Origin of the sequence: Mesorhizobium sp. M1348, assembly GCF_040317925.1 — a bacterium.
Lineage (GTDB): Bacteria > Pseudomonadota > Alphaproteobacteria > Rhizobiales > Rhizobiaceae > Mesorhizobium.
Genome location: NZ_JAMYLH010000017.1, coordinates 71,297 through 93,551 on the forward strand (window position 1 = coordinate 71,297; position 22,255 = coordinate 93,551).

Here is a 22,255-nt window from a genome sequence, read left to right on the forward strand (position 1 = left end):
CCCATGTCGATGGACGATCTACTTGCCAAGGCCGGCGCGGCGGGGACCGGCCAAACCGAATCTTTCCCGTTTCCATCCCTGGACGTCCTCAATAAGGCGTGCGGCGCCATCCCACGCACCCGCGACATGACGGCCGGCTTGGAACGCCTGTTCCTGGACGTTAAAGACCCCGTCAAAGTCATTCTGGACCCTGTGACGCAGCCCTTGAGCTGGGCTTTGCGCAACGCCATCGATCTAATGCAGTCACTTCCTTGGTGGGCGGCGATCCTGATCCTGGTTGCCATCGCCCATTTCGCCGGACGTCGCACCGGCGTGACGATCTTCGTGCTATCTGCGTTCCTGGGGTTGGCATTCATCGACCATTTTGGCTACGCGATGCAGACGCTCGCCATCATCATGGTCTGTACATTCATCTGTGTCCTGTTCGGCGTGCCAATCGGCATCGCGATGTCACGCAGCAACCGCTTGGAGCGTTGGCTGACGCCTTTTCTGGACCTGCTGCAGACGCTGCCGACCTTCGTTTACCTCATCCCGCTGATTTTCCTGTTCAGCGTCACGGAGCCGAAGCTGTACGGCATCGCGATCATTCTCTATGCGATCGTGCCGTCGATCAGGCTAACGAACCTCGGCATACGGCTGGTGGACAAGGACGTTCTCGAGGCGGGGGAGGCGTTCGGCATGACCTCCTGGCAAAAGCTCTATCGCGTCCAGCTGCCCCTCGCCCTGCCTAACATCATGGCCGGTATCAACCAGACCATCATGCTGTCGTTGTCCATGGTTGTCATCGCTTCGCTTGTGTCCGCGCCCGGCCTCGGAACCCTTGTCCTTCGCGGCATCAACAAACTTGAACTTGGCGTCGGCCTTGTCGCGGGTCTCGGCATTGTCCTCCTGGCCATTGTTCTCGACCGGGTGAGCAGGGCTGCCCTCCAGCGCGTCAACAAGATGCATCAGTCGCGGACATGAGCATGACCGAGAGCTTCGTATCCATCCGCAACCTGTACAAGATCTTTGGAAATAATGCTCCCGGCATGGTGTCCTACGCGAAGGCGGGGATGCACAAGAAGGATATGCTGCAGGCCCATGGCCATGTGCTTGGGCTGCGCGACATCAATGTGGAGATCAAAAAAGGCGAAATCACAGTGATCATGGGCCTTTCGGGCTCCGGAAAATCGACCCTTATCCGACACCTCAACCGCCTCATCGACCCCACGGCGGGTGAGGTCATAGTCAACGGGACGGACATCATGAAACTCGATCGGGCGAGGCTCCAGCAGCTACGCCGGACCCAGATGTCTATGGTTTTTCAAAAGTTTGCGCTCCTACCGCATGAGACGGTCCTCCGAAACGCCGGCATGCCATGCTCGGTGCGCGGGGACGGCCGGGCCAAAACCGACGAGACGGCCCGCAAATGGCTCAGCAGAGTCGGCCTCGCGGGCTCGGAGGCGCTATATCCTCACCAACTCTCGGGAGGCATGCAACAACGCGTCGGCCTCGCGCGGGCTCTGACTTCAAACTCGGAGCTTATGCTCATGGACGAAGCCTATTCGGCGCTGGACCCGCTCATCCGGTCAAGCATGCAGGACCTTCTGCTGGAATTACAGAAGGACCTCCAGAAGACCGTAGTCTTCATCACCCATGACCTCGATGAGGCGCTCAAGCTCGCCGACCATCTGGTGATCCTGAAGGACGGCGAAATTGTCCAGCAAGGGGAACCGCAATACATCCTCCTCAACCCGGCCGATCCTTACATCGAAGACTTCGTCAGCGACATCAACCGCGCCCGGGTGCTTCGCGTCCGATCGGTAATGGAAAAGACGATCGCCAAGGATGATGGCTATGAAGTTCTCGACGGGGACGAAACCCTGGAGCATGCGATCCTGCGATCCCACGGTGCCGCCGACAAGTCATTTGCGGTGCACTCGGAGGGGACTCGAGTCGGCACTCTTAAGATGAGTGACGTTCTGAGGGCGCTCGTACCCACGGCGGCGACAGGCCGGAATCACAGCAACGTTTAGGTCAGGACCACGACGATGGGTTTTCCTTGGCGCTCTTCAACCGAATGGACATGGCTGTTGCCGAACAAATGCCGTAGGCCATGGCTGCGAAGATTTTTGCAAAGGGTTTTCAGGGATCCCAGAAAGTGAACCCATGAGTCCTCTGATGACAGCTTACGGGGCCTTGGTTTTGGGCATTGTCTCAGAGGCTATCGGATCATCCCTGTTGCCCAAAACACAGCAATTTACGAAGCTTGGACCGACTGCGGCTGCCATCGCGAGCTTCATCATTGCGTTGTTCTTTCTCTCCCATGCCCTGAAATTGATACCCCTTGGCCTGACTTACGCTATCTGGTGCGGTATCGGCATGGTGTTGACAGCGGCGGTGAGCGTCTTCCTTTATCGGTCGCCTTTGACCTTCCGGCAATTATTGGCATCCTATTCATCATTTGCGGCGTGGTGGTAATCAATGTTTTCTCGAACAGTATCGGACACTAAGAGATCAAGCGCTTCAAAACGATAGTTTCGCGCCCGCTCCGAGCAGCTCCGCCAGCAAGCGGTCTCGAGCGCGGAAAACAACAGCCTTTGGAGGCGATCCTGCTGAAGATCGGACGCGTGACCTATGCGGGCGTCGTTGGTTGCCGAGCATGGCAAGATGGTTCATCAAGCGCGCGACTCCGAATGTCCAAGGTGCACAGTCCTGGCTGTGGCGCATCCGGTTGACGGACCGCCGAAGACGCGGCGTGGCCACGGGATGGTGTTCCCCACCTTGTGGCTAAAGCCCTTTGCCCGGCTCGTGTTGTCTTCGACCGGCTCAAAGAGCGTCCCAAGGAAAAGAACCGCCCGATCACGATATTGATGATGCGTCCGATCATCTTCAAGACCAGATCGGCCGGATATGCAGCTTTCGCCAGCGTCGACGGGATCGGGCGCCAGCCTTCAACTCCAGCCAACGACCTGTCCACCAGCACATGCATCGTCCGGCCGGCAGAAGCTTGGCGATCGTAGCCGCGCGCTTCAGCTTTAGCCCACGCACCGGTAGCACTGCGATCGCAAAGTTCCTGACTTTGCGGACTGCAATGTGGCTGTCAATTGTGCCGAAAGGAAAGCTCGATCCCAGGGCAATTCCACTGCGGCGGCAATCGCAATCCAGCCACGTCTTTCCATCAGCACAGCCTATTGGATCCCTCAACGCCGAAGGGTCCTACACCAGCTCGGCCTTGTGAAAACACCGGCTTGCCTCGGTCATTCCCACCACAGCCCGAGGTTCCCGTTGACGAAGATCATATAAGTTATAAGTTGACAGCGGATTCGAAGCGGGGCGTGTGACAGAGTTTGGTTCGTATGTGCCGCATCTCACGTGATCCTCGCTTTCTGGCCTTCGAAGCTCTTCTGTGCTGGCCAACGATGAGCTGCGTCATCCGGATCGGTCGAGGATCAACGGTGATCTTCGGCGCATTCCAGCCGAATGAGCGGTTCCACAATCAAGAATTTCATAGGGCTACCATGAGCGAGACAGAAAATATCTATGTCGTAACCGGCGGCACGCATGGCATCGGCGCCGCCTGTGTCCGGCGCCTTGCCGAGCAGGAGAACGCCGCCGTCGTCTTCACCGGTCGCGACCAGGATGCCGCGCGAGAAATCGTATCCAGCATCGCCAATGCACATTTCATCGCCTGTGATGTGCGCGACGAAGCCCAATGCCGAACGGTCGTCAATACCGCGATGATGCTCGGGAATGGAAAGATCGCCGGACTGGTCAACAACGCCGGTATGACGGGGCGAGGGGCTTTCGAGACCGCCACCCTGAGCGATTGGGACGAAATCATGACGGTGAATGCGCGCTCGTCGTTCGTCTTTACCAGCGCGGCGCTGCCAGGACTGCGCGCGGCGCGCGGATCGGTGGTGATGATGTCATCGGTGGCCGGGCTGATGGGCGAGGAGGGTTTGGCCATCTACTCGGCCTCCAAGGCCGCGCTGATCGCCTTGACCTTATCGCTAGCATTGGAGATCAGCGACGTTCGCTTCAACGCCGTTTGCCCCGGCCAGATCGCAACAAGGATGATGGCGGGCACGCTTGCCATTCCTGGCCGCAGGGCTCTGCTGGAAAGCCGCATTCCAGTGGGTCGTTTGGGAACTCCCGAAGACGTGGCCGAGGCCGTAGCTTGGCTGTTGTCGCCAGCTTCATCCTTCGTCAACGGCATCGTCATGCCGATCGACGGCGGCGAGAGCGCGGGGTTGAAGACGCTCACCCTGCCTGAAATTAGCACCAGCGTATGAAAGCCTGTTGACTTATAACTTATAAGTAGTACGGTGGTGATGTGAATGAGCGACAGCGCGGACGGACCCTAGGCGCATTCGCCGAAACGGTGACTTCCACGCATCGGCAGGTATCTCTGCTCCCAAGGCAGACCGGGGAGCCGGCGAATTTGCCGGCTCCCCACCCGGGAACACTCGAAACAAATGGGGAATCACATGACCAAGAATCGCGCTTTCCAATCCATGCTCGCGGCGGCTTTCGTCACCAGCGTGGCCGTCCTGCCCAACGCCGCCCAGGCCAAGGATTGGTGGCCCTTCAAGATCAACGCGGCCAAGGGCGGCGATCTGAAAAAAGTCGAGGCGCTCGATTATGTGCCGCTGGAAAAGGCCGAGAAGCCCTGGAACCTGTGCGTCTTGTTTCCGCACCTCAAGGACAGCTACTGGGTCTCGGTCGACTACGGTATCGTTGAGGAAGCAAAGCGCCTGGGTGTCAAAGTGACGGTCCTGCAGGCCGGCGGCTATGACGCGCTGCCCAAGCAGCTGTCGCAATATGACGATTGCGTCGCATCCGGCGCCCAGGGCATCCTCGTCGCAGCCATCTCGGAAGCCGGTCTGGCGGCCAAGCTGAAGGAGGGCGACGCGAAGGGCCTTGTCCAGATCGCCGTCGCCAATCCCATCCTGGAAACTCCGATCACCGCTCGCATCACTCCCGATACCTACCAGAAGGGCTTTCAGGAGGGTGAGTATCTGAAGAAGTACCTCGGCGACAAAAAGACGACCGCGATCGGCCTGCCGGGTCCGCAGGGATCGGGTTGGGCGGAGAGCTATATGGCCGGCTTCCGCGACAGCACCAAGACCGGCAACATCAAGCTCGCGGCCGAGCTCTACGGTGAGCCCGGCGTTCCGCAAAGCCTGCGCCTCGTCGAGGACGCGTTGCAGACCTATCCGGATCTCAATGTCATCTGGGGCGGGGCAGCGGCGGCGGAAGCCGCCGTCAGCGCCGTCGCCGACGCCGGCCGCGACGATGTCGTGATCATGTCGTCCTACGAGAACCAGACGATGCTGAAGCTGGTCAAGGAAGGCAAGGTGCTCGGCTTTGCCGCCGAGTATCCGGTCATGATGGGCCGCATCAGCGTCGACCTCGCGGTGCGCGCCTTGGAAAAGAAGGAGTACGAGAAGGTTCTGCTGGTGGCGCCGGGCATCGTGACCAAGGACAACGTCGACAAGATCGACCCGACGCAGATTTTCGCGCCCGATGGGTGGAAGCCTGAATTTTCGGTACAATAGTCGCATCTTCGATGGGCGGCAGACCTCGGCCTTGGCCTGCCGCCCTTTTTGCTTCGATCTCGGTGGTGTCAAAAGATGCTTGAACTTACGGGTATGACGAAGCGTTTCGGGGGTGTGGTGGCGCTTGACGGCGTCGACTTCACACTGCTGAGCGGCGAGGTCCATGCCCTTCTTGGCGAAAACGGCGCTGGCAAGTCGACGCTTATCAATCTGATAGCGGGAACCTACGGCTGGACCGAAGGCTCTTGCCGTATCGACGGCCAAACCATTTCCGCGCTGACCCCTCAGAAATCCCGCGATGCCGGCGTCGCGGCTGTGTTCCAGGAATTCAGTCTCGTCCCCGACCTCACGGTCGAGGAGAACCTGTTTCTTGGACGCGAGATCAAGGGAAGGCTTTTCCTGAATCGGCGCGCGATGCGTGCCCGCGCGGAAGAACGCTTCCGCGACATTGGCTTTCACGTCGAGCTGGACAGCAAGATCGAAACGCTGACCCGGGCGCAAAAGCAGATGGTCGAGATTGCCAAGGGCATGCTTTCGGATGCCAAGATACTCATCCTCGACGAACCGACCGCGTCGCTTACCGACGGTGAAGCGGAAAAACTGTTCGCCGCCATCGCGGGCCTCAAGGCTCGGGGCGTCGGGATCATCTATGTGTCGCACCGCATGGCCGAGATCCGTCGGCTCGCTGACCGTGTCACGGTCTTGCGAGGAGGGCGCAAGATCGACACAGTGGCCATCGCCGCGGCATCGGACGCGACCCTGATCGAGATGATGGTCGGCCAGCCGGTCGAACGACTTTATCCGTCAATCAGCCAGCGCCCCGCCGAAATCGTGCTGGCGACCAGGGGGCTGCGTGTCTCCGGTAGCGTGTCGGACGCCTCCATCACGGTCAGGGCTGGAGAAATCGTCGGCCTGGCGGGCCTGGTTGGCTGCGGTCGTAGCGAACTTTGCCGGGCCGTGTTCGGCCTGGAGCGTGTGACGTCCGGTGAGATCGAACTCCATGGCGCGGTGGTTCGAGCGCCAGTGCCGCACAGCATGTTGCGTGCTGGACTTTGTTACTACCCAGCCGATCGCGGCGCCGAGGGACTGGCGCTTAGCCGCCCGGGCCGCGAGAACGTGACCATGGCGGCGCTCGACGACCCGAGACTGTCCCACGCCGGACTGCTCAAGTCCTGGCGCGAACGCCGGGCGATAGCCGCTCCGTTGAAGACACTGGGTCTGCGACCGATGGCGCCGGAACGCGCGGCGTCGTCCTTTTCGGGAGGAAACCAGCAGAAACTCGTGCTGGCGCGCGGCCTGATGCGGCCGGTCTCGGTCCATATTTTCGATGAACCGACAGTCGGCATCGACGTCGGCGCCAAAAGCGAGGTCTACAGGCTTATGAAAAGCCTGGTGGAGAACGGCGCGGCCATTCTGCTGTCATCGTCCGAACTGCCAGAGCTCGTTCATCTGGCGAACCGCGTCTATGTCATGCGCGAAGGGCGCATAGTCGCCGAACTCAAAGCCGACGGCATCACCGAGGCCACCGTGCTGCGTCACTATTTCGACGCCGAAACCGGCGCCACGGAGGCGGCATGAGCCCTGACACGCTGCGGCGACGTTTTGTGGAAACCGGCGGGATCGTCATCCTGCTTCTGGTCGCGGTTGCGGCCGTGGCCGCGATCGTCGAACCGCGTTTTCTGAACCGCCTGAACATCCTCAACGTCCTGCGCAATTTTTCCTTCCTGGCGATTCCGGCGATCGGTCAGATGATCGTCATGACCACCGGTGGCTTTGATCTGTCGGTCGGCGCCACCATGGCCTTGGCGTCCGTGGTCACGGCCGCGGCGATGGCCGCGATGCCCGACGCAAATGGGGTCCAACTGCTGGTCCCAGTGGCGCTGGCCTTGACCAGCGGCGCTTGTGTTGGCCTGGTAAACGGCACGCTGGTGGCGCGGCTTTCCCTCTCACCCTTCATGGTGACATTGGCATCGTTGTCGATCGTCGCGGGAATTACGCTCTATTACACGCAGGGCATCCCGATCTATGGCGTTTCCGACGCCTTCGTCGATGCCATCGGGCGAGGGCAGGTGCTTGGCCTGCCGCCGGTCTTGCTGCTGGCGATCGCGGTGATCGCCATCGCCATCATTCTGCAGCGTCGGACCGCGCTCGGGCGCCACTTCTACGCCGTCGGCGGCAATGTCGGTGCCGCCCGGCTGTCGGGAGTGCGCACACACCGTGTGCTGATTACCGCCTATGTGCTCTCCGGTCTTCTGGCCGCGCTCACCGGCGTGCTGATCACCGCCCGCATCGGCTCTGGCCAGTCGACGATCGGCGGCACGCTGGGACTGGAGACGATCGCCGCGGCGGTGATCGGCGGCGTTTCGTTGCGCGGCGGTTCAGGCCGTGCCGAGAACGTCGCCATGGCTGCGCTATGCCTGGCGATCATCGCCAATGCGATGAACCTCACGCAGATCGACAGCAAATTCCAGACGCTGGTTCTGGGCTCGGTGCTCATCGGCGCACTGGCTTTCGACCGAATTGTTCAGGGGAGGCGGGCCAATGTCTGATCGTCCAGACATGGCGGCTCCGGTTGTTCTTGACCGCGCTCGCCCGGACATCCGCCAGTTCGCGGCGCAGGCCAAGCTGCCGGGGCTTGTATTCCTGGCCCTGCTGGTTCTCGGTCTGCTCGACCCGCGCATCGTTTCAAGCGGCAATCTCTGGAACATCGCGATCCAGACCAGCTATCTCGCACTCTTCGCCATGGCGCAGACAATGGTGCTGCTGACGCGCGGCTTCGACCTTTCGCTTGGTTTTACCGTCTCGCTCGTCAGCGTCATATCGGCGATGGTGATGACCGGAAGCGGTGATATGCCGATCCTGTGGGGAATCGCCGCTGGCCTTGGCGTCGGGCTGCTGATCGGCGGGCTGAACGGCTTCCTCATCGCCGGTGTCGGCATCAATCCCCTGGTGACGACGCTTGGCATGGCCAACATTGTCATGGCGCTGGCGGCAACCGTCAGCGGCGGCTTTCCCGTGCCGGGCATTCCCGAGGCCTTCACGGACGCCTTGGCGGAGGGACGGCTGATCGGCATTCCGGTGCCCATCCTGTTCGCCGCGCTGTGTTTCGCACTGCTGTTCCTGGTCCTGCGCTTCACCGTGTTCGGGCGCGGCCTGTATCTCATCGGCGCCAATCCTCGCGCGGCGAAGGCGGCGGGCGTTCGAACCGGACGCGTCGTTGCGATCGACTACGTGGTCTGCTCGCTGCTGGCCGCGATTGGCGCCATGCTGCTCACCGCGCGCACCGGCTCGGGCGAGCCCAATCTCGGCGGCAACCTGACCCTGGAATCGATAGCGGCGGCGGTGGTCGGTGGCGTGCGGCTGAGCGGCGGCGAGGGAGGCGTCACCGCGGCTCTGCTCGGTGCCCTGTTCATCACCATCATTTCCAACGCCATGAATCTCATGCAGGTCGACGGCTATCTGCAGCAGGTTCTTTTGGGCCTCATCATTCTGGCCAGCCTGATACTGGGCCGCGATCACAAGAAACGCTAACAGCTTCGGACCTTAAATGGCATATCAAGTCTGCATCGATATCGGCGGAACCTTCACCGATTGCCTGGTCTCCGAGCCCGGTGGGAAAATCTCGATCTTCAAATCGCCGACGACGCCCGGCGAATTCGAGAAGGGATTCATCAACGTGCTGCACGTGGCGGCGGCCGGATACGGGCTCGATCCCGCGACGTTCATGACCAAGATCGACTTGATCGTACACGGCTCGACCGTCTCGACCAACGCGCTGGTCGAGCGCAAGACCGTCAAGGTCGGGTTGATCCTCAACGAAGGACATCAGGACATCCTCGTCTTGCGCGAGGGCCCGCGCAAGGGCGCCTTCCAGTGGCGGCTCGACTATCCGGAGCCTTACGTCCCGCGCCACCTGACGAAGACGGCGCGGGGCCGCGTCGATGCGCGCGGGCGGGAGCTCACGCCTTTGTCGAGATCCGATGTCGAGGCGGCGATAGCCGACTTCCAACGCTATGGGGTTGAAGCAATAGCAGTCGGTCTGCTTTGGTCCGTCGTCAATCCTATCCATGAAACAACGGTGCGCGATATCATCGCGCAGGCATGGCCGGAGATCCCGGTGACGCTTAGCCATGAAGTCAATCCGATGTCGCGCGAGTACAAGCGCATCATCGCGGCCGCCATAGACGCGTCGATCAATCCGATCGTGCGCACCTATATCGAGGACTTGCGGCGAGCACTTTCGCAGGCTGGTTTTCAGGGCGAGCTGCTGCTGGCCAACTGCGTCGGTGGAATGATGCCTCCCGCCGAGATGCTGCGGCGGCCAATCTACAGCGTCATGTCGGGGCCGACGCTGGCGCCGATGGCGGCGCTGGCGCTGAGCGACGAAGCCAATGTCATCGTCGGTGACATGGGCGGCACCACCTTCGACGTCTCGGCTTTGCGCGACCACCAGATCATCGTCACCCCGGACAGCATGATCCACGACGACTCGCTCGGCATCGCGAAGGTGGATGTGAGATCGGTCGGCGCCGGCGGCGGGTCGATTGCCTGGGTAGACGACGGCGGCCTGCTGCGGGTCGGTCCACAGAGCGCTGGCGCGCGGCCGGGGCCGGCATGCTACGGAGCGGGCGGCACCGCGCCGACGGTCACCGATGCCAATGTCGTGCTCGGCATCATCGACCCGGACTATTTTCTCGGCGGGCGAATCAAGATCAGCCGCGAACTGGCCGAGAAAGCGGTTGCGAGCATCGCGACGCGGCTCGGCATCCCGCTGCTCGACGCGGCTTACGCCATCCAGACCACCAGCAACCACAACATGGTCGGGGCCATCGAGGAAATCACCATTCGCGAGGGCATAAACCCACGCGACAGTTTCTTTGTCTGCGGCGGCGGTGCGACCGCCATCCACATCGCCGAGATGGCCGACATATTGGGCTTGAAACGCTACATGATCCCGCGCTTCATGGCTGGGTTGAGCGCGTTCGGCGGGTTGATCTCTGATATTACGCGCGAGGAAAGCGCGGTTTTCCTGACCTCGACCCGGCGCTTCGACGCCGCCGGCGTCTCCGACATCCTGGCGCGGTTGAAGGTGTCGGGCGAGGCATTCCTCGAACAGGCCGGCGTTGAGCCCGAGCTGCGGCGTTTCGAGTTCTCCTTTCTTGGTCGCTACGAGTACCAGTCCTGGGAGATCGAGGTCCATTTCGAGGCCAATGAGGCGCGCCTCGAAGCGGAAAAGCTCCCAAGTCTCGTCGAAGCGTTCCATCAGATGCACGAACGCATCTATTCGATCAGATCCGACCGCGACATTGTCGAATTCACCAACTGGAAGCTGCGCGCGGTGGGCAAGCGGGCTAACCAGGATGCCTGGAAAGATTTCAGGCTGGCCGACCAGGCGACGGCGCCGGTCGCCAAGACCCATCGGCCAGCTTATTTGCATGAAACCCGGCGGACGAGCTCTCTGCCTGTTTACGACATGGACCAGCTGGGCGCGGGGGCGGCGCTTGATGGGCCATGCCTGGTGGAGGCGACGACGTTCACCGCCTTCCTCAAGGACGGACATCGCGGGCGCGTCGACCCGCAAGGCAACATCGTCGTGACCGTCGATTGACACCAACCTTCCCGAACAAGGCACCGTAAAATGAATTCACCTGTCATTCGCCTGGAGACGCCAACGCGCCGCGTCGATCCGTTCCTGATGTCGGTTCTCAAAAGCCGGTTCGAGGCGGTCGTGCGGGAAATGACGCTGGTCGTGATGCGGGCCAGCCGCTCGGCGGTTATCAAGAACGCCCGCGACCTGAGCTGTGCGATCCTGACCTATGATCACCGCCTCGTTTCCACCGAGGACGCGCTGCCGATCCACGTCATGTCGATGGATCTGGCGACCCGTCCGATAACGGAGTTGTTCGACGATATCGCCGACGGCGACATCTTCCTCAACAACTGCCCATACACGGGCGGCACGCATCATGCCGACCTGATCATGGCGATGCCGATCTTCTTCGATGGCAAGCCGCTGTTCTGGGCCGTGGCGCTTTCCCATCACGCCGACACCGGCGCGCCGACGCCTTCGACCTATCTGCCATTCGCCAAGAACGTTTATGAGGAAGGCATCCACTTTCCCTGCGTGCGCGTGGTCGAACAGCACCGGGAGAAGCAGGACATTCTGCGCATCGGCATGATGCGCAACCGTGTTCCAGACATCTGGCTGGGCGACGTGCGCGCCCAGATCGGCGCCTGCAGGACCGGTCGACGCCGTCTATTGGAACTGCTTGAAAAATACGGCCGCGACACGCTGCTGGATTTCGTCGAGGACTGGTTCGACTACGGTGCGCGTCGCGCCATGGCCGAGATCGGCAAATTGCCGAAGGGCAAGTTCTCCTACGAAGTCCGCCATGACCCGGTCCCCGGCGTGGCGGAGGAGGGGATCCCGGTCAGGATCACCATCGATGTCGACCCTGAAGCCGGCGAGATCACGGTCGATGTGCGTGACAACATGGACAACGTCCCTGGCGGTCTCAACCTTTCGGAAAACACCTGCACGGGCTCATGCCGCATTGGCGTCTTCAACAATCTCGACGACGGCATCCCGCACAACGAGGGCGCCAAGAGCCGGATCAAGGTGTTGATGCGGGAGGGAAGCGTGGTCGGCAAACCGCGCTACCCCGTAGGCACCTCGGTGGCGACCACCAATGTCAACGACCGCTTGATCATCGCCGGGAATTGCGTGTTCTCGACCATGGGAGAACCGTATGGCCAGGCCGAGAGCGGCTCGCACCTGCCAGCGGGGATCGGCGTAATTAGGATCCGTTCAAGGATGGGCAGCCCTACGTCAACCAGGTCTTCATTGGCTACGCCGGCGGCGGCGCGCGTCACGGCTATGACGGCTGGTTGACATATTGCGGTCCGGCGAATGGCGGCCTGATCGCGCTGGATTCCGTGGAGGTGGATGAATCCATGTATCCCATCATCATTGAATCGCGCGGCGTGGTGGCGGACACGCAAGGCATTGGCGAGTTCGAGGGCGCTCCCGCGGTGGGCGGTGTCTTCTATCCCGTCGACCATGAGATGACACTGGTCTACTCGGCCGACGGCACAACCTTTCCGCCGCGTGGCGTGCTCGGCGGCGGTGACGCCAAGGCCAGTCATAGTGCCAAGCGCGGCACGGACGGCAAGCTGGTGGAATTGCCTGCGTTCCATGAGGAGGCGTGTCGCGCCGGCGAGCGCATCGAGTTCGTTGCCTGTGGCGGCGGTGGCTACGGCGACCCGACCAAGCGCGATGTCCGCCGTGTCGCGGCCAGCGTTGACCGCGGCTGGCTGACGAGCGAAGCGGCTCGCCAATCCTACAAGGTGGCCCTGGTGCTGGACGCCGAGCAGGGCGTCTGGGTCGTCGACCAGGATGCCACCGCGCGCCTTCGGGCGGCCTGAGCCAGCGCGAAGGGAGGTCGCCAGCAAATGACCGGCGGCTTCGATCATGCCCGCTTGGCGGCCGCGTCCTGCTCGTCGAAATACCGCAACAGGTTCATGCCACCGCGCACGATGTCGCGTTCGATCGCCTTACGCGCCACCTTCTTGTTGCGGGTCCGGAACGCTTCGATCAGCGTCTCGTGCTCCTCCGCGCCGATGTAATCGTTCTCGGCCTGCAGATAATACACGTTGAGGATAGGGCCCATCGAGACCCACAGGCTTTCGATCTGGGCGATCAGCATATCCATCTTGGACAGGCGGTAGACGCCGAAGTGGAATTCACGATTGGCGCGACGGGCGCGGTCAGCATCGCCGGAGGTTTCGCCGGCCACGAAATCGCGATGGATCTCGACCAGTTTTGCAATGTCCTTCTCCGAAACATGCTCGACAGCGAGTTCGGCGGCTAGTCCCTCGAGCGCGATGCGAATGAGCCGGACCTGCCAGTAACGCGACCGGGTCAGCTCTGGAACGGTGATGAACCGTCCTGACCGCAGTTCCAGCGCCTGCTCGCTGACGAGCCTGAAACAGGCCTCGCGCACAGGCGTGACGCTGGTGCCCAGCCGTTGCGCCAGATCCTGCATCAACAGTCTTTCGCCGGGCCGGAAATTGCCGGCGATCAGGGCTTCGCGCAGCGAGATATAGGTTCTCGCCGACAGACTGCCTTGCTCGATTGGCTGCATCGTGCTCATGGTCCACCGCTGCATGTTGGCCGCACCGAATCGGCAACGGATAGGTACGAGCAGCTCTTATATCCTATAAGTCCGGTTGCGAAAAAGGCTAAGAACTGGCGGGTTTCCCAGCGGAGAGCTTGCGCAGGATTGTCTCGATGATATCCAGCGATTTCTCGACTGTCGCCCGGTCATGGCTCCCTGACAGGTAGAGACGCTTGAGCGGAAGCGGCTGGCCGATCAGCCGGTTCGCCACCATCTCTCTGCGGAATGCAAGATCGAAAACATCGTCATTGCGCAGCAGGTCCTGATAGTCGCGGTAAGGCCCGCTGAGGAAATAGATCAGCCAGACCGAGCCAAACCCGGCGCTCTGCGCGGGCAGGCCGAGGCGATCGACAATGCCGTCCAGCTGCGTGCGCATGAAAGCGCCGAGGGCAAAGAGACGGTCGTAGAAGCCTGGTTTCGACAGCTCCTCGATCGTCGCCTGCATGGCGGCGAGCGTCGACGGTGTCCCGTTGAAAGTACCGCCCATGAACACGGATCCTTCCCCGGTCCGGCCGACGAGCGCCATGAGATCGCGACGACCGGCCACCACGCCGACGGGATAGCCTGAGGAGGCCGCCTTGCCGAAGGTCGCCAGATCAGGCGTGACGTCGGCGATCGACTGATAGCCGCCGAGCGCGTGGCGAAAGCCGGTGATGACCTCGTCGAAGATCAGCACGACACCATGATCGCTGGTCAGGCGACGCAGGTCGCGCAGGAAAACATCCGTCGCGATCACCGACCCCATATTGTGAGCGATTGGCTCGATGATGATCGCCGCGACCTCGCCTGGATTGGCCTTGAGATAATTCTCGACGGCCTCGGCATCGTTGTACGGCAGCACGATGGTATGTCGGGCGGCGTCCTCAAGGATGCCGGCGCTGATCGGGTCGTACTTGCCGACCGCCTGCGCGTGCGACTGCACGTTCATGGCGACATAGTCGTGCCAGCCGTGATAGCCGCCTTGAAACTTGATGAACCGCTTGCGACCGGTGGCGGCACGGGCAAGACGCAGGGCGTGATAGGTTGCCTCCGATCCCGAGTTGCAGAGGGCGACGAGATCCGCGCACGGGATGCAGTCGACGAGGGCCTCCGCCACCTCGATCTCCAGCCGCATCGTTCCCGCCCCGACAAGATCGATGTCTTCGGATACTGCCGCGATGCGTTCGCGCACCGCCGGATGACAGTGGCCAAGCACGTTGGCGCCGAAGCCGCAATGGAAGTCGGTGTACTGGTGTCCGTCGACGTCGTAGAGAAACGCACCCTGCGCCCGGGCGAAGACATGCGGCGCGCCGAGCCTGCGGCTCGGGCTGAGCAATCCGCCCGGCATCACCGCGCTGGCACGTTCGATGAGTCGGGTGGTGTTATTCTGATCGGTCATCGGAATGTTCGTGCATGGTTATGGTTGTCCGTCAGATCAGCCAAGGGCTTCCAGGACGGTGGCCTCGATCCCCGCCGCGTCCAGACGGTAATGCTTGTAGAGATGCGTTGGCGGCGCGATGAGGCTGTATTCGTCACGGATGCCATGGCGTATCAGCCGTGCCGGGCTGCCCGCCTCCGCCAGGATTTCCGCCACCGCGCCGCCCAGACCGCCGAGGATATTGTGTTCCTCGATCGTTAGAACGAAGCGGGAGTGAGCGGCGGCCGAAAGCACGGCCTTGGTATCCAATGGCTTGATCGTATGCATGTCGATCAGCCCGACGGATTTGCCCGCCGCGCGCAGCGCGCGGTAAGCCTCCCGCGAGGGATGGACCATCGAGCCGCAGGCGATGATGGTCAGGTCCGATCCTTCGCCGTGAACGATCGCCTTGCCAAACTCGAAGTGGACGCCGTCTTCATAGACTACCGGTTCCTGGCCGCGGCCAATGCGGAAGTAGATTGGCTGCGCATGATTGACAGACGCCTTGACGGCGGCCGCCAGTTGCGGGCCGTCGGCCGGCGCGACGACCGTGAGGTCGGCGATGCTTCGCATGATGGCAAGATCCTCTGTCGCATGGTGGGAGGTGCCGTAGAAGCCGAGTGAAATACCGGCATGATGACCGATCAGCCGTACCGGCAGAGCCGAATAGGCGACGTCGGTTCTGATCTGTTCGCAGCACAGCAGCGCCAGGAAAGAAGCGAATGTTGCGACGAACGGCATGGCGCCGGTGCTGGCCATGCCGGCAGCAGCCGAAACCATATTCTGTTCTGAAATGCCAAATTGGGTGAAGCGTTCGGGAAAGCGCTGCGCGAACCGCACCAGCCCGTTGGAATATTGAAGGTCGGCCGTACCGACCACGACCGGATAACCCTCTTCGACCAGATCGATGAGCGCATTGGCCAGGTAACTCAGGCCAGGCGCGCGCGCGTTGATCTGGCGGTACTGCCAGGAGTTGGCATCGATCGGGCCGTTCATTGTGTTTTGCCTCCGCGCTTGATCTCTTCGGCGGCCAGGGCCTCGTCCGATGGCGCGAGATAGCCCAGATGCCAGCCGGGTTCGGTTTCCATGTAACCAACGCCCTTGCCTTTAGAGGTCTTGGCAATGATGCAGACGGGCCGGGTGCGATCTGCCTCGGCCTTCAACTGTCGCAGCAGCGTCGCGAGAGCGACGACGTCGTGCCCATCGACCTCGTGCACCCGCCAGCCGAACGCCGCCCATTTGTCGGCCAACGGTTCGATGCCGATGATGTCATCGACCTGCCCGTCGAGCTGGTATCCGTTACGATCAACGATGGCGATCAGATTGCCGGCCTTATGGTGGGCGGCAGATAGCGCCGCTTCCCAGACCTGGCCCTCCTGCATCTCGCCGTCGCCGAGCAGGACATAGACGTCGAAGCGCCGGTTGGCGGCACGGGCGCCGAGCACCATCCCGAGGCCGCCGGACAAAGCATGGCCGATCGACCCGGAGCTGAAGTCGACGCCGGGTACCTTGCGCATGTCGGGATGATCGCCAAGCGGATTGCCGAGCCGGGTGTAGCCATCGAGGACATCCTTGGAGAAGAAGCCCCAGTCGACCAGCAGCGGGTAAAGGCCGACCGCGGCGTGTCCCTTGCCCATAAGGAAGCGGTCGCGGTCCGGCCATTGCGGCTCGCCGCGTCTCAGCCGCATCGCATCGTAGTAGAGCGTGGCGAATATTTCCGCGCAGGAAAACACAGACGAATAATGCCCAACCTTGGCGATCTGGATGAGGCGCAGCGTCTCGAGCCGGACGAACTCTGCCCTGTCGCGCAACAGGGCGATCCGCTCCGCGTCGGGTGGCAGGGCGTTGTTTGAAGGAGTGGGTGCGTTGGCCATTGGGCGTCACTCTCGGGATCATTTTTTCTCGACAACTTATAAGTTATAAGATATTCCTGGCCGAAGCAACCGCCTATCTGGTCGCAAGGAGAATTTTGATGAACAACGAATCGCGCGTGCTGGACATGGCCAGGCACTTTCATTCCCAAACCGATCCGCGCCTGCATGAGGATCATGGTCCGTTGACGATCGTTGCCGGCGAAGGCGCGACGGTCACGGATGACGCGGGCAACCGCTATATCGAGGGCATGGGCGGACTCTGGTGCGCCTCGCTTGGCTTCAGCGACAGCCGGCTGGCCGACGCGGCTGACCGCCAGATGCGCAAGCTGGCCGTCTATCACACCTTCAATCACCGCTCGAATGAGCCCACCGTCGAGCTCGTCGAACAGCTTACCGCGTTGGCGCCGTTCGACAACGCGCGCGTCTTTCTGGTCGGCTCCGGTTCGGAAGCCAATGATACGATGGTCAAGCTCGCCTGGTATTACCAGGCGGCGCGGGGGCGTCCGGAGAAACGCAAGATCATCAGCAGGTTTGGCGCCTTCCACGGCAGTACGATCATGGGCGCGGCGCTGAGTGGCCTGCCGCACATGCACAAGTCCTTCAACCTGCCGCCGCTTCCCGTTGTATTCGCGGCGCGACCGTTCCACTATCTCGATAGTCTGCCGGGCGAGGCGGAGCATGACTACGCCACGCGCCTGGCCCGGGAACTCGAGGCCCTGATCCTGGCGGAGGGGCCAGAGACGATCGCCGCGATGATCGCCGAGCCAGTCATGGGCGCCGGCGGCGTGCTGGTGCCACCGGAGGATTATTTTCCAAAGGTTCAGGCGGTGCTGCGCAAATACGACATCCTGATGCTGTCCGACGAGGTGGTCTGCGGCTTCGGACGCACCGGAAACTGGTTCGGCAGCCAGACATTTGGCATGGAACCGGACATGCTGTCGGTCGCCAAGGGGCTTTCTTCCGGTCACCTGCCGATTGGCGGCGTCATTATCTCCGACAACGTCTACCAATGCGTCGCCGACGAGGCCCACAAGGTCGGCGTGTTCGGCCACGGTTTCACCTATTCCGGCCATCCGGTGACAGCGGCCGTCGCCGCCGAGGCGATCAGGATCTACCGCGAGATCGATCTCGTGAGCCAGGCGCGCCGTCTCGGCGACTACCTGCATGCAGCGCTCGCGGACGCGCTCAACGACCATACACTGGTCGGCGAGGTCCGCGGCCGCGGTTTTATCGCGGGGATCCAGATCGTCGAGGATCGCGCCACCCGTCGCGCTTTTGCGCCGGAGCTGCGAATTGGCACCGATGTTGAGCGGCGGTGCCGCGAGCACGGCGTGATGATCCGCAATATGGGCGACGTGCTGGCGATCTGCCCGCCGTATGTGATCACCCCCAATGAAATTGATGCCATGGTTGATGGCATTCGGGCAGCTCTTGATGAGACCGCGGCGGAGCATCTTCGGACCGGCCAGTTGGCATGAACCCGCGGGGCGAGGCGGCGAGACATCGCGCCTCGGCGCGAGCGCGCATGGCCGTGTCGTTCTGCCGCGCGACAAGGGCGCTTCGCTAAGGCGCGAGCCGCAGCATGTCGAATCCTGATCACCATAAGCCGAACGGAGGCCAGACCATGCTTCAGAAAACCAGCCATTTCATGCGGCAGGCCAATCTCATCAACGGCGAATGGGTGCAGGCCGACAGCGGCCAGACGGTCGACGTCAACAATCCGGCCACCGGCCTCAAGATCGGCACCGTGCCGAAATCGGGCAAGGCCGAGACCCGCCGCGCCATCGAGGCCGCCGCCACCGCCTTCAAGACCTGGCGCAAGACGACTGCGCTCGAGCGCTCGAAGCTGCTGCGCAAGCTGCATGACGCGATGATGGACAATCAAGACGTGCTAGCCGAGCTGCTGACCATCGAGCAGGGCAAATCGCTGTTCGAATCCAAGGGCGAGATCGGCTCGGCCGCGTCCTACATCTTGTGGTTCGCCGAAGAAGGCCGCCGCACCTATGGCGACGTCGTACCGTCGCCGTGGGCGGACCGCCGCATCCTGGTGACCAAGGAGCCGGTCGGCGTCATCGCCGCCATCACGCCGTGGAATTTCCCGTCCTCGATGCTGGCCCGCAAGCTCGGCCCGGCACTCGCCGCCGGCTGCACCGCGGTGGTCAAGCCGGCTTCGCAGACGCCGTACTCGGGTCTGGCCTGGGGCGCGCTCGCCGAGGAAGTCGGCTTCCCCAAGGGCGTCGTCAACATCCTGACCGGCTCGGCCAGCGAGATCGGCGACGAGATCTGCGCCAATCCGCTGGTGTCGAAGATCACCTTCACCGGCTCGACCGAGGTCGGAAAGCTTCTCATTCAGAAGTCGTCGGTCACCGTCAAGAAAGTGTCGATGGAGCTCGGCGGCAACGCGCCGTTCATCGTCTTCGATGATGCCGACGTCGAGCGGGCGGTTGCCGGCGCGATCACGGCCAAGTATCGCAATTCCGGCCAGACCTGCGTCTGCACCAACCGCTTTCTCGTCCAGGCCGGCATCTATGACAAGTTCGTCGAGAAGCTCGCCGCCGCCAGCAAGGGCCTGAAGGTCGGTTCGGGCCTCGAAGAGGGCGTGCAGCAGGGGCCGCTGATCGACGAGAAGGCGGTCGAAAAGGTCGAGGAACTGATCGCCGATGCGACGTCGAAGGGCGGCAAGGTCGTTGCCGGCGGCAAGCGCCATGCGCTTGGCGGCTCGTTCTTCCAGCCGACGGTCATCGCCAATGCGACGCCCAAGATGCGGTTCATGAAGGAAGAGATCTTTGGCCCGGTCGCACCCGTGTTCAAGTTCGAGACCGAGGAAGAGGCAATCGCGCTCGCCAACGACACCGAGTTCGGCCTCGCCTGTTATTTCTACACCGGCGATCTCGGTCGTGCCTTCCGGGTCATGGAAGGCCTGAAATACGGCATGGTCGGCGTCAATGAGGGCCTGATCACCACGCCGGAGGCACCGTTCGGCGGCGTCAAGGAATCGGGACTCGGCAAGGAAGGCGGACATCAAGGTATCGAGGACTACCTCGACACGAAATATGTCTGCATCGGCGGACTCGGCCTCTAATGGGCCGGCTTTGCCAACGCCTCACACCACCTCCAGAGAACAGCCGCACAAGCTAGTCTACTACAGAACCATTCTTCCGGATCTTCTCGAAAACAAACAGCTTGCCTTCGCGCACGCTGCCTTCAAGTGATCTCGCCTTCGCCAGATGCGCCGCAATCGCGCTGGCCAGCATGCAGCCCGTCCCGCGCATCGATACGGCAAGGCGCGGTATGTCAAAGCGGATTGGTTCTTGATCCAAGCGCAACAGAATATCGGTCGATCGAGGTCCAGCCGCGTGGCCGCCCTTGATCAGCAGGGCCTGCATCCCGGCCACCAGCAATTCCTGGCCTTGCCACACTGCGCCGCCTTCATCCACTGCTGGCTCTGAGCCAACAAGAAGCGCCAGCTCCATGAGATTGGGCGTGACGAGGCGGCAAAGCGTCATCAAATTGCGCTTCATGGCGGCGACGGCCCTTGCGTCCAGCAGCGCCCGGCCTGACGTCGAGGCCAGCACCGGATCGAGCACTGCCGGCACCTGCGGATTTTCGCGTAGCACAGCCGCGACGGCAACGACGATCTCGGCCGTTGCGAGCATGCCGATCTTAATTACCGCCACCTTGTTGGCCTGCAGCGCGGCGCGCATCTGATCGGCCACAAGATCGGGCTGCGAAGGATGGATTTCCATCACGGCTTCGTGCGTCTGCACCGTCAGCGCTGTGACAGCCAGGCAGGTGCGCACGCCAATGGAAGAGATCGTCTCGATATCGCGTGCAATTCCAGCCCCACCGCTGGAGTCTGATCCGCCGACCACGAGCACATGCGGTTCTCGCCTCAGCGCCATGGCTTTGTCTTTTCGATCCATTCTCGCGTGCGCGCTTCGGGATCGGCATTCAACGTGATGTCGGTGACCACCGCCGCGCTGTCCGCGCCAGCCTCGAAGATACCGTCGAGCCGGTCAGGGGTGAGGCCGCCAATGGCGACCAATGGGATGGGTGCTGCCCGGCGCTTCCACTCGCTGATCCGCTCGAGCCCTTGCGGCGCCCATTTCATCTGCTTCAGGACGGTGGGATAGATGGGGCCGAGCGCGATATAGTCGGGCTCGGCAGCGATGGCCGTTTCCAGTTCTAGATGATCGTGCGTGGAAAGCCCGAGCTTCAATCCGGCGTACTTAATCGCCAGCAGGTCGGCCGCAGCCAAATCCTCCTGGCCGAGATGGACGAAGTCGCAGCCTTCCTCGATTGCCGTGCGCCAATAGTCGTTGACGATCAGTTGGCAACCTTGGACCGCGCAGACGCCGTTCGCGCGGCGGATTTCCGTCCGCAGCGTGGCCTCGTCCCTATCCTTGATGCGCAACTGAACCAGCTTGACGCCAAGCGGCACCAGCCGTTCGATCCAGGCGGAGCTGTCGACGATCAGGTAGAACGGATCGAGCTTCATGAAAAAACCGCCCTGCCAATTGTCGGCGTCGACGGCACGGCGACGTCGCGCGGTTCGAGCATTCCCGAGCTGAAAGCTTCACGGCCGGCATCGACCGCCTTGCCGAACGCACGCGCCATGCCGACCGGATCGGCCGCCTTGGCGACCGCGGTGTTCAGGAGTACGGCATCAAAGCCGAGCTCCATGACGGTTGCCGCGTGCGACGGCCGTCCGAGCCCCGCATCCACGATCAGCGGAACGCCTGGGAAATGGCCGCGCATCGAGCGCAGCGCCGTGATGTTGATCGGTCCGAGAGCGGAACCGATCGGCGCGCACCACGGCATCAAGACCTTGCAGCCCGCCGCAAGCAGCCGCTCGGCAACGACAAGGTCGTCGGTAGTATAGGGGAATACAGCAAAACCGTCCTCGCACAGGATGCGGGCGGCTTCGACCAGACCGAACACATCCGGCTGCAGGGTGTCGTGGTTGCCGATCACTTCGAGCTTGACCCAGCTCGTACCGAAGACTTCGCGCGCCATTTTCGCAGTCGTGACCGCTTCCTTGACGGAGTGGCAGCCAGCAGTGTTGGGCAGGATTCTGACGCCGAGCGAGCGGATCAACGACCAGAATTTTTCGCCGGCCCTGCCGCCTGCCATTTCACGGCGCAAGGAGACGGTCAGCACCGACGTGCCCGACGCCTTGACCGCATCGGAAAGGATAGCCGGCGAAGGATATTGAGCCGTGCCGAGAAGCAGGCGGGAGGGAAGCGTCGTCCCGAGAAGATCGAACAT

20 protein-coding genes are annotated in these 22,255 nt (G+C 62.2%); 13 read left to right on the forward strand and 7 right to left on the reverse strand.

All coding sequences use genetic code 11. From position 1 onward, the window contains the following. Window positions 1-3 precede the first annotated feature (3 nt). From NKH13_RS24240 to NKH13_RS24290, 11 genes are all read left to right on the forward strand, one after another. Complete coding sequence (locus NKH13_RS24240) at window positions 4-963, forward strand: ABC transporter permease (protein ID WP_352914868.1); 960 nt, start codon at window positions 4-6, stop codon at window positions 961-963. After that, window positions 960-2,015, forward strand: a complete 1,056-nt coding sequence (locus tag NKH13_RS24245; RefSeq protein ID WP_352914870.1) for a quaternary amine ABC transporter ATP-binding protein — start codon at window positions 960-962, stop codon at window positions 2,013-2,015. The genes NKH13_RS24240 and NKH13_RS24245 overlap by 4 nt, the downstream gene beginning before the upstream one ends. 145 nt (window positions 2,016-2,160) lie before the next feature. Then, window positions 2,161-2,460, forward strand: a complete 300-nt coding sequence (locus tag NKH13_RS24250) for a DMT family transporter (RefSeq protein ID WP_352914873.1) — start codon at window positions 2,161-2,163, stop codon at window positions 2,458-2,460. A 977-nt stretch (window positions 2,461-3,437) separates the two neighbouring features. Next, window positions 3,438-4,274 carry an SDR family NAD(P)-dependent oxidoreductase gene (locus tag NKH13_RS24255; RefSeq protein ID WP_352914876.1) on the forward strand — a complete coding sequence of 279 codons (837 nt, stop codon included), beginning with the start codon at window positions 3,438-3,440 and terminating at the stop codon, window positions 4,272-4,274. Between the two features lie 195 nt (window positions 4,275-4,469). After that, window positions 4,470-5,540, forward strand: a complete 1,071-nt coding sequence (torT, locus tag NKH13_RS24260; protein ID WP_352914878.1) for a TMAO reductase system periplasmic protein TorT — start codon at window positions 4,470-4,472, stop codon at window positions 5,538-5,540. Between the two features lie 75 nt (window positions 5,541-5,615). Then, window positions 5,616-7,118, forward strand: coding sequence for a sugar ABC transporter ATP-binding protein (locus NKH13_RS24265; protein WP_352914881.1), 1,503 nt, complete (start codon window positions 5,616-5,618; stop codon window positions 7,116-7,118). Further along, window positions 7,115-8,089, forward strand: a complete 975-nt coding sequence (locus NKH13_RS24270) for an ABC transporter permease (RefSeq protein ID WP_352914882.1) — start codon at window positions 7,115-7,117, stop codon at window positions 8,087-8,089. The genes NKH13_RS24265 and NKH13_RS24270 overlap by 4 nt, the downstream gene beginning before the upstream one ends. Beyond that, window positions 8,082-9,071 carry an ABC transporter permease gene (locus tag NKH13_RS24275; RefSeq protein ID WP_352914884.1) on the forward strand — a complete coding sequence of 330 codons (990 nt, stop codon included), beginning with the start codon at window positions 8,082-8,084 and terminating at the stop codon, window positions 9,069-9,071. Before NKH13_RS24270 ends, NKH13_RS24275 begins: the two co-directional genes overlap by 8 nt. A 16-nt stretch (window positions 9,072-9,087) precedes the next feature. Then, window positions 9,088-11,148 (forward strand): hydantoinase/oxoprolinase family protein, encoded by a 2,061-nt coding sequence (locus NKH13_RS24280; protein WP_352914887.1) that lies wholly within the window; start codon window positions 9,088-9,090, stop codon window positions 11,146-11,148. Between the two features lie 30 nt (window positions 11,149-11,178). After that, the gene (locus tag NKH13_RS24285; protein ID WP_352914890.1) at window positions 11,179-12,432 is read left to right on the forward strand and encodes a hydantoinase B/oxoprolinase family protein; all 1,254 of its coding nucleotides are present in this window, start codon (window positions 11,179-11,181) and stop codon (window positions 12,430-12,432) included. Then, window positions 12,384-12,965 (forward strand): hydantoinase B/oxoprolinase family protein, encoded by a 582-nt coding sequence (locus tag NKH13_RS24290; protein ID WP_352914970.1) that lies wholly within the window; start codon window positions 12,384-12,386, stop codon window positions 12,963-12,965. The genes NKH13_RS24285 and NKH13_RS24290 overlap by 49 nt, the downstream gene beginning before the upstream one ends. 44 nt (window positions 12,966-13,009) lie before the next feature. Here the strand turns inward: NKH13_RS24290 and NKH13_RS24295 are convergent, their stop codons facing one another. The 4 genes from NKH13_RS24295 to NKH13_RS24310 all read right to left on the reverse strand — a co-directional run bounded on the left by NKH13_RS24295 (window position 13,010) and on the right by NKH13_RS24310 (window position 16,987). Beyond that, window positions 13,010-13,693 carry a GntR family transcriptional regulator gene (locus NKH13_RS24295; RefSeq protein WP_023737066.1) on the reverse strand — a complete coding sequence of 228 codons (684 nt, stop codon included), beginning with the start codon at window positions 13,691-13,693 and terminating at the stop codon, window positions 13,010-13,012. An 88-nt stretch (window positions 13,694-13,781) separates the two neighbouring features. Beyond that, the gene (locus NKH13_RS24300; RefSeq protein WP_352914893.1) at window positions 13,782-15,095 is read right to left on the reverse strand and encodes an aspartate aminotransferase family protein; all 1,314 of its coding nucleotides are present in this window, start codon (window positions 15,093-15,095) and stop codon (window positions 13,782-13,784) included. Window positions 15,096-15,131: 36 nt separating this feature from the next. Further along, complete coding sequence (locus NKH13_RS24305) at window positions 15,132-16,109, reverse strand: transketolase family protein (protein WP_352914895.1); 978 nt, start codon at window positions 16,107-16,109, stop codon at window positions 15,132-15,134. After that, entirely contained in the window at window positions 16,106-16,987 is an 882-nt protein-coding gene (locus NKH13_RS24310; RefSeq protein ID WP_352914897.1) for a transketolase, read from the reverse strand. The genes NKH13_RS24305 and NKH13_RS24310 overlap by 4 nt, the downstream gene beginning before the upstream one ends. A 98-nt stretch (window positions 16,988-17,085) precedes the next feature. Here NKH13_RS24310 and NKH13_RS24315 point away from each other — a divergent pair, with 98 nt between their 5' ends. Further along, a complete protein-coding gene (locus NKH13_RS24315) occupies window positions 17,086-18,465 on the forward strand; it encodes an aminotransferase (protein ID WP_352914898.1) in 1,380 nt (459 codons plus the stop codon). A 146-nt stretch (window positions 18,466-18,611) separates the two neighbouring features. Beyond that, window positions 18,612-20,069 carry an NAD-dependent succinate-semialdehyde dehydrogenase gene (locus tag NKH13_RS24320; protein ID WP_352914900.1) on the forward strand — a complete coding sequence of 486 codons (1,458 nt, stop codon included), beginning with the start codon at window positions 18,612-18,614 and terminating at the stop codon, window positions 20,067-20,069. A 52-nt stretch (window positions 20,070-20,121) separates the two neighbouring features. On the opposite strand, the gene NKH13_RS24325 is transcribed toward NKH13_RS24320, so the two are convergent. The 3 genes from NKH13_RS24325 to NKH13_RS24335 are packed head-to-tail and all read right to left on the reverse strand — an operon-like array spanning window position 20,122 to window position 22,255. Then, the gene (locus tag NKH13_RS24325; RefSeq protein ID WP_352914902.1) at window positions 20,122-20,889 is read right to left on the reverse strand and encodes a hydroxymethylpyrimidine/phosphomethylpyrimidine kinase; all 768 of its coding nucleotides are present in this window, start codon (window positions 20,887-20,889) and stop codon (window positions 20,122-20,124) included. Beyond that, window positions 20,880-21,485: a thiamine phosphate synthase gene (locus NKH13_RS24330; protein ID WP_352914904.1), complete on the reverse strand. Its 606-nt coding sequence runs from the start codon at window positions 21,483-21,485 to the stop codon at window positions 20,880-20,882. Before NKH13_RS24330 ends, NKH13_RS24325 begins: the two co-directional genes overlap by 10 nt. Beyond that, on the reverse strand, window positions 21,482-22,255 hold the full coding sequence (locus NKH13_RS24335; RefSeq protein WP_352914906.1) for a thiazole synthase: 774 nt from the start codon (window positions 22,253-22,255) through the stop codon (window positions 21,482-21,484). Before NKH13_RS24335 ends, NKH13_RS24330 begins: the two co-directional genes overlap by 4 nt.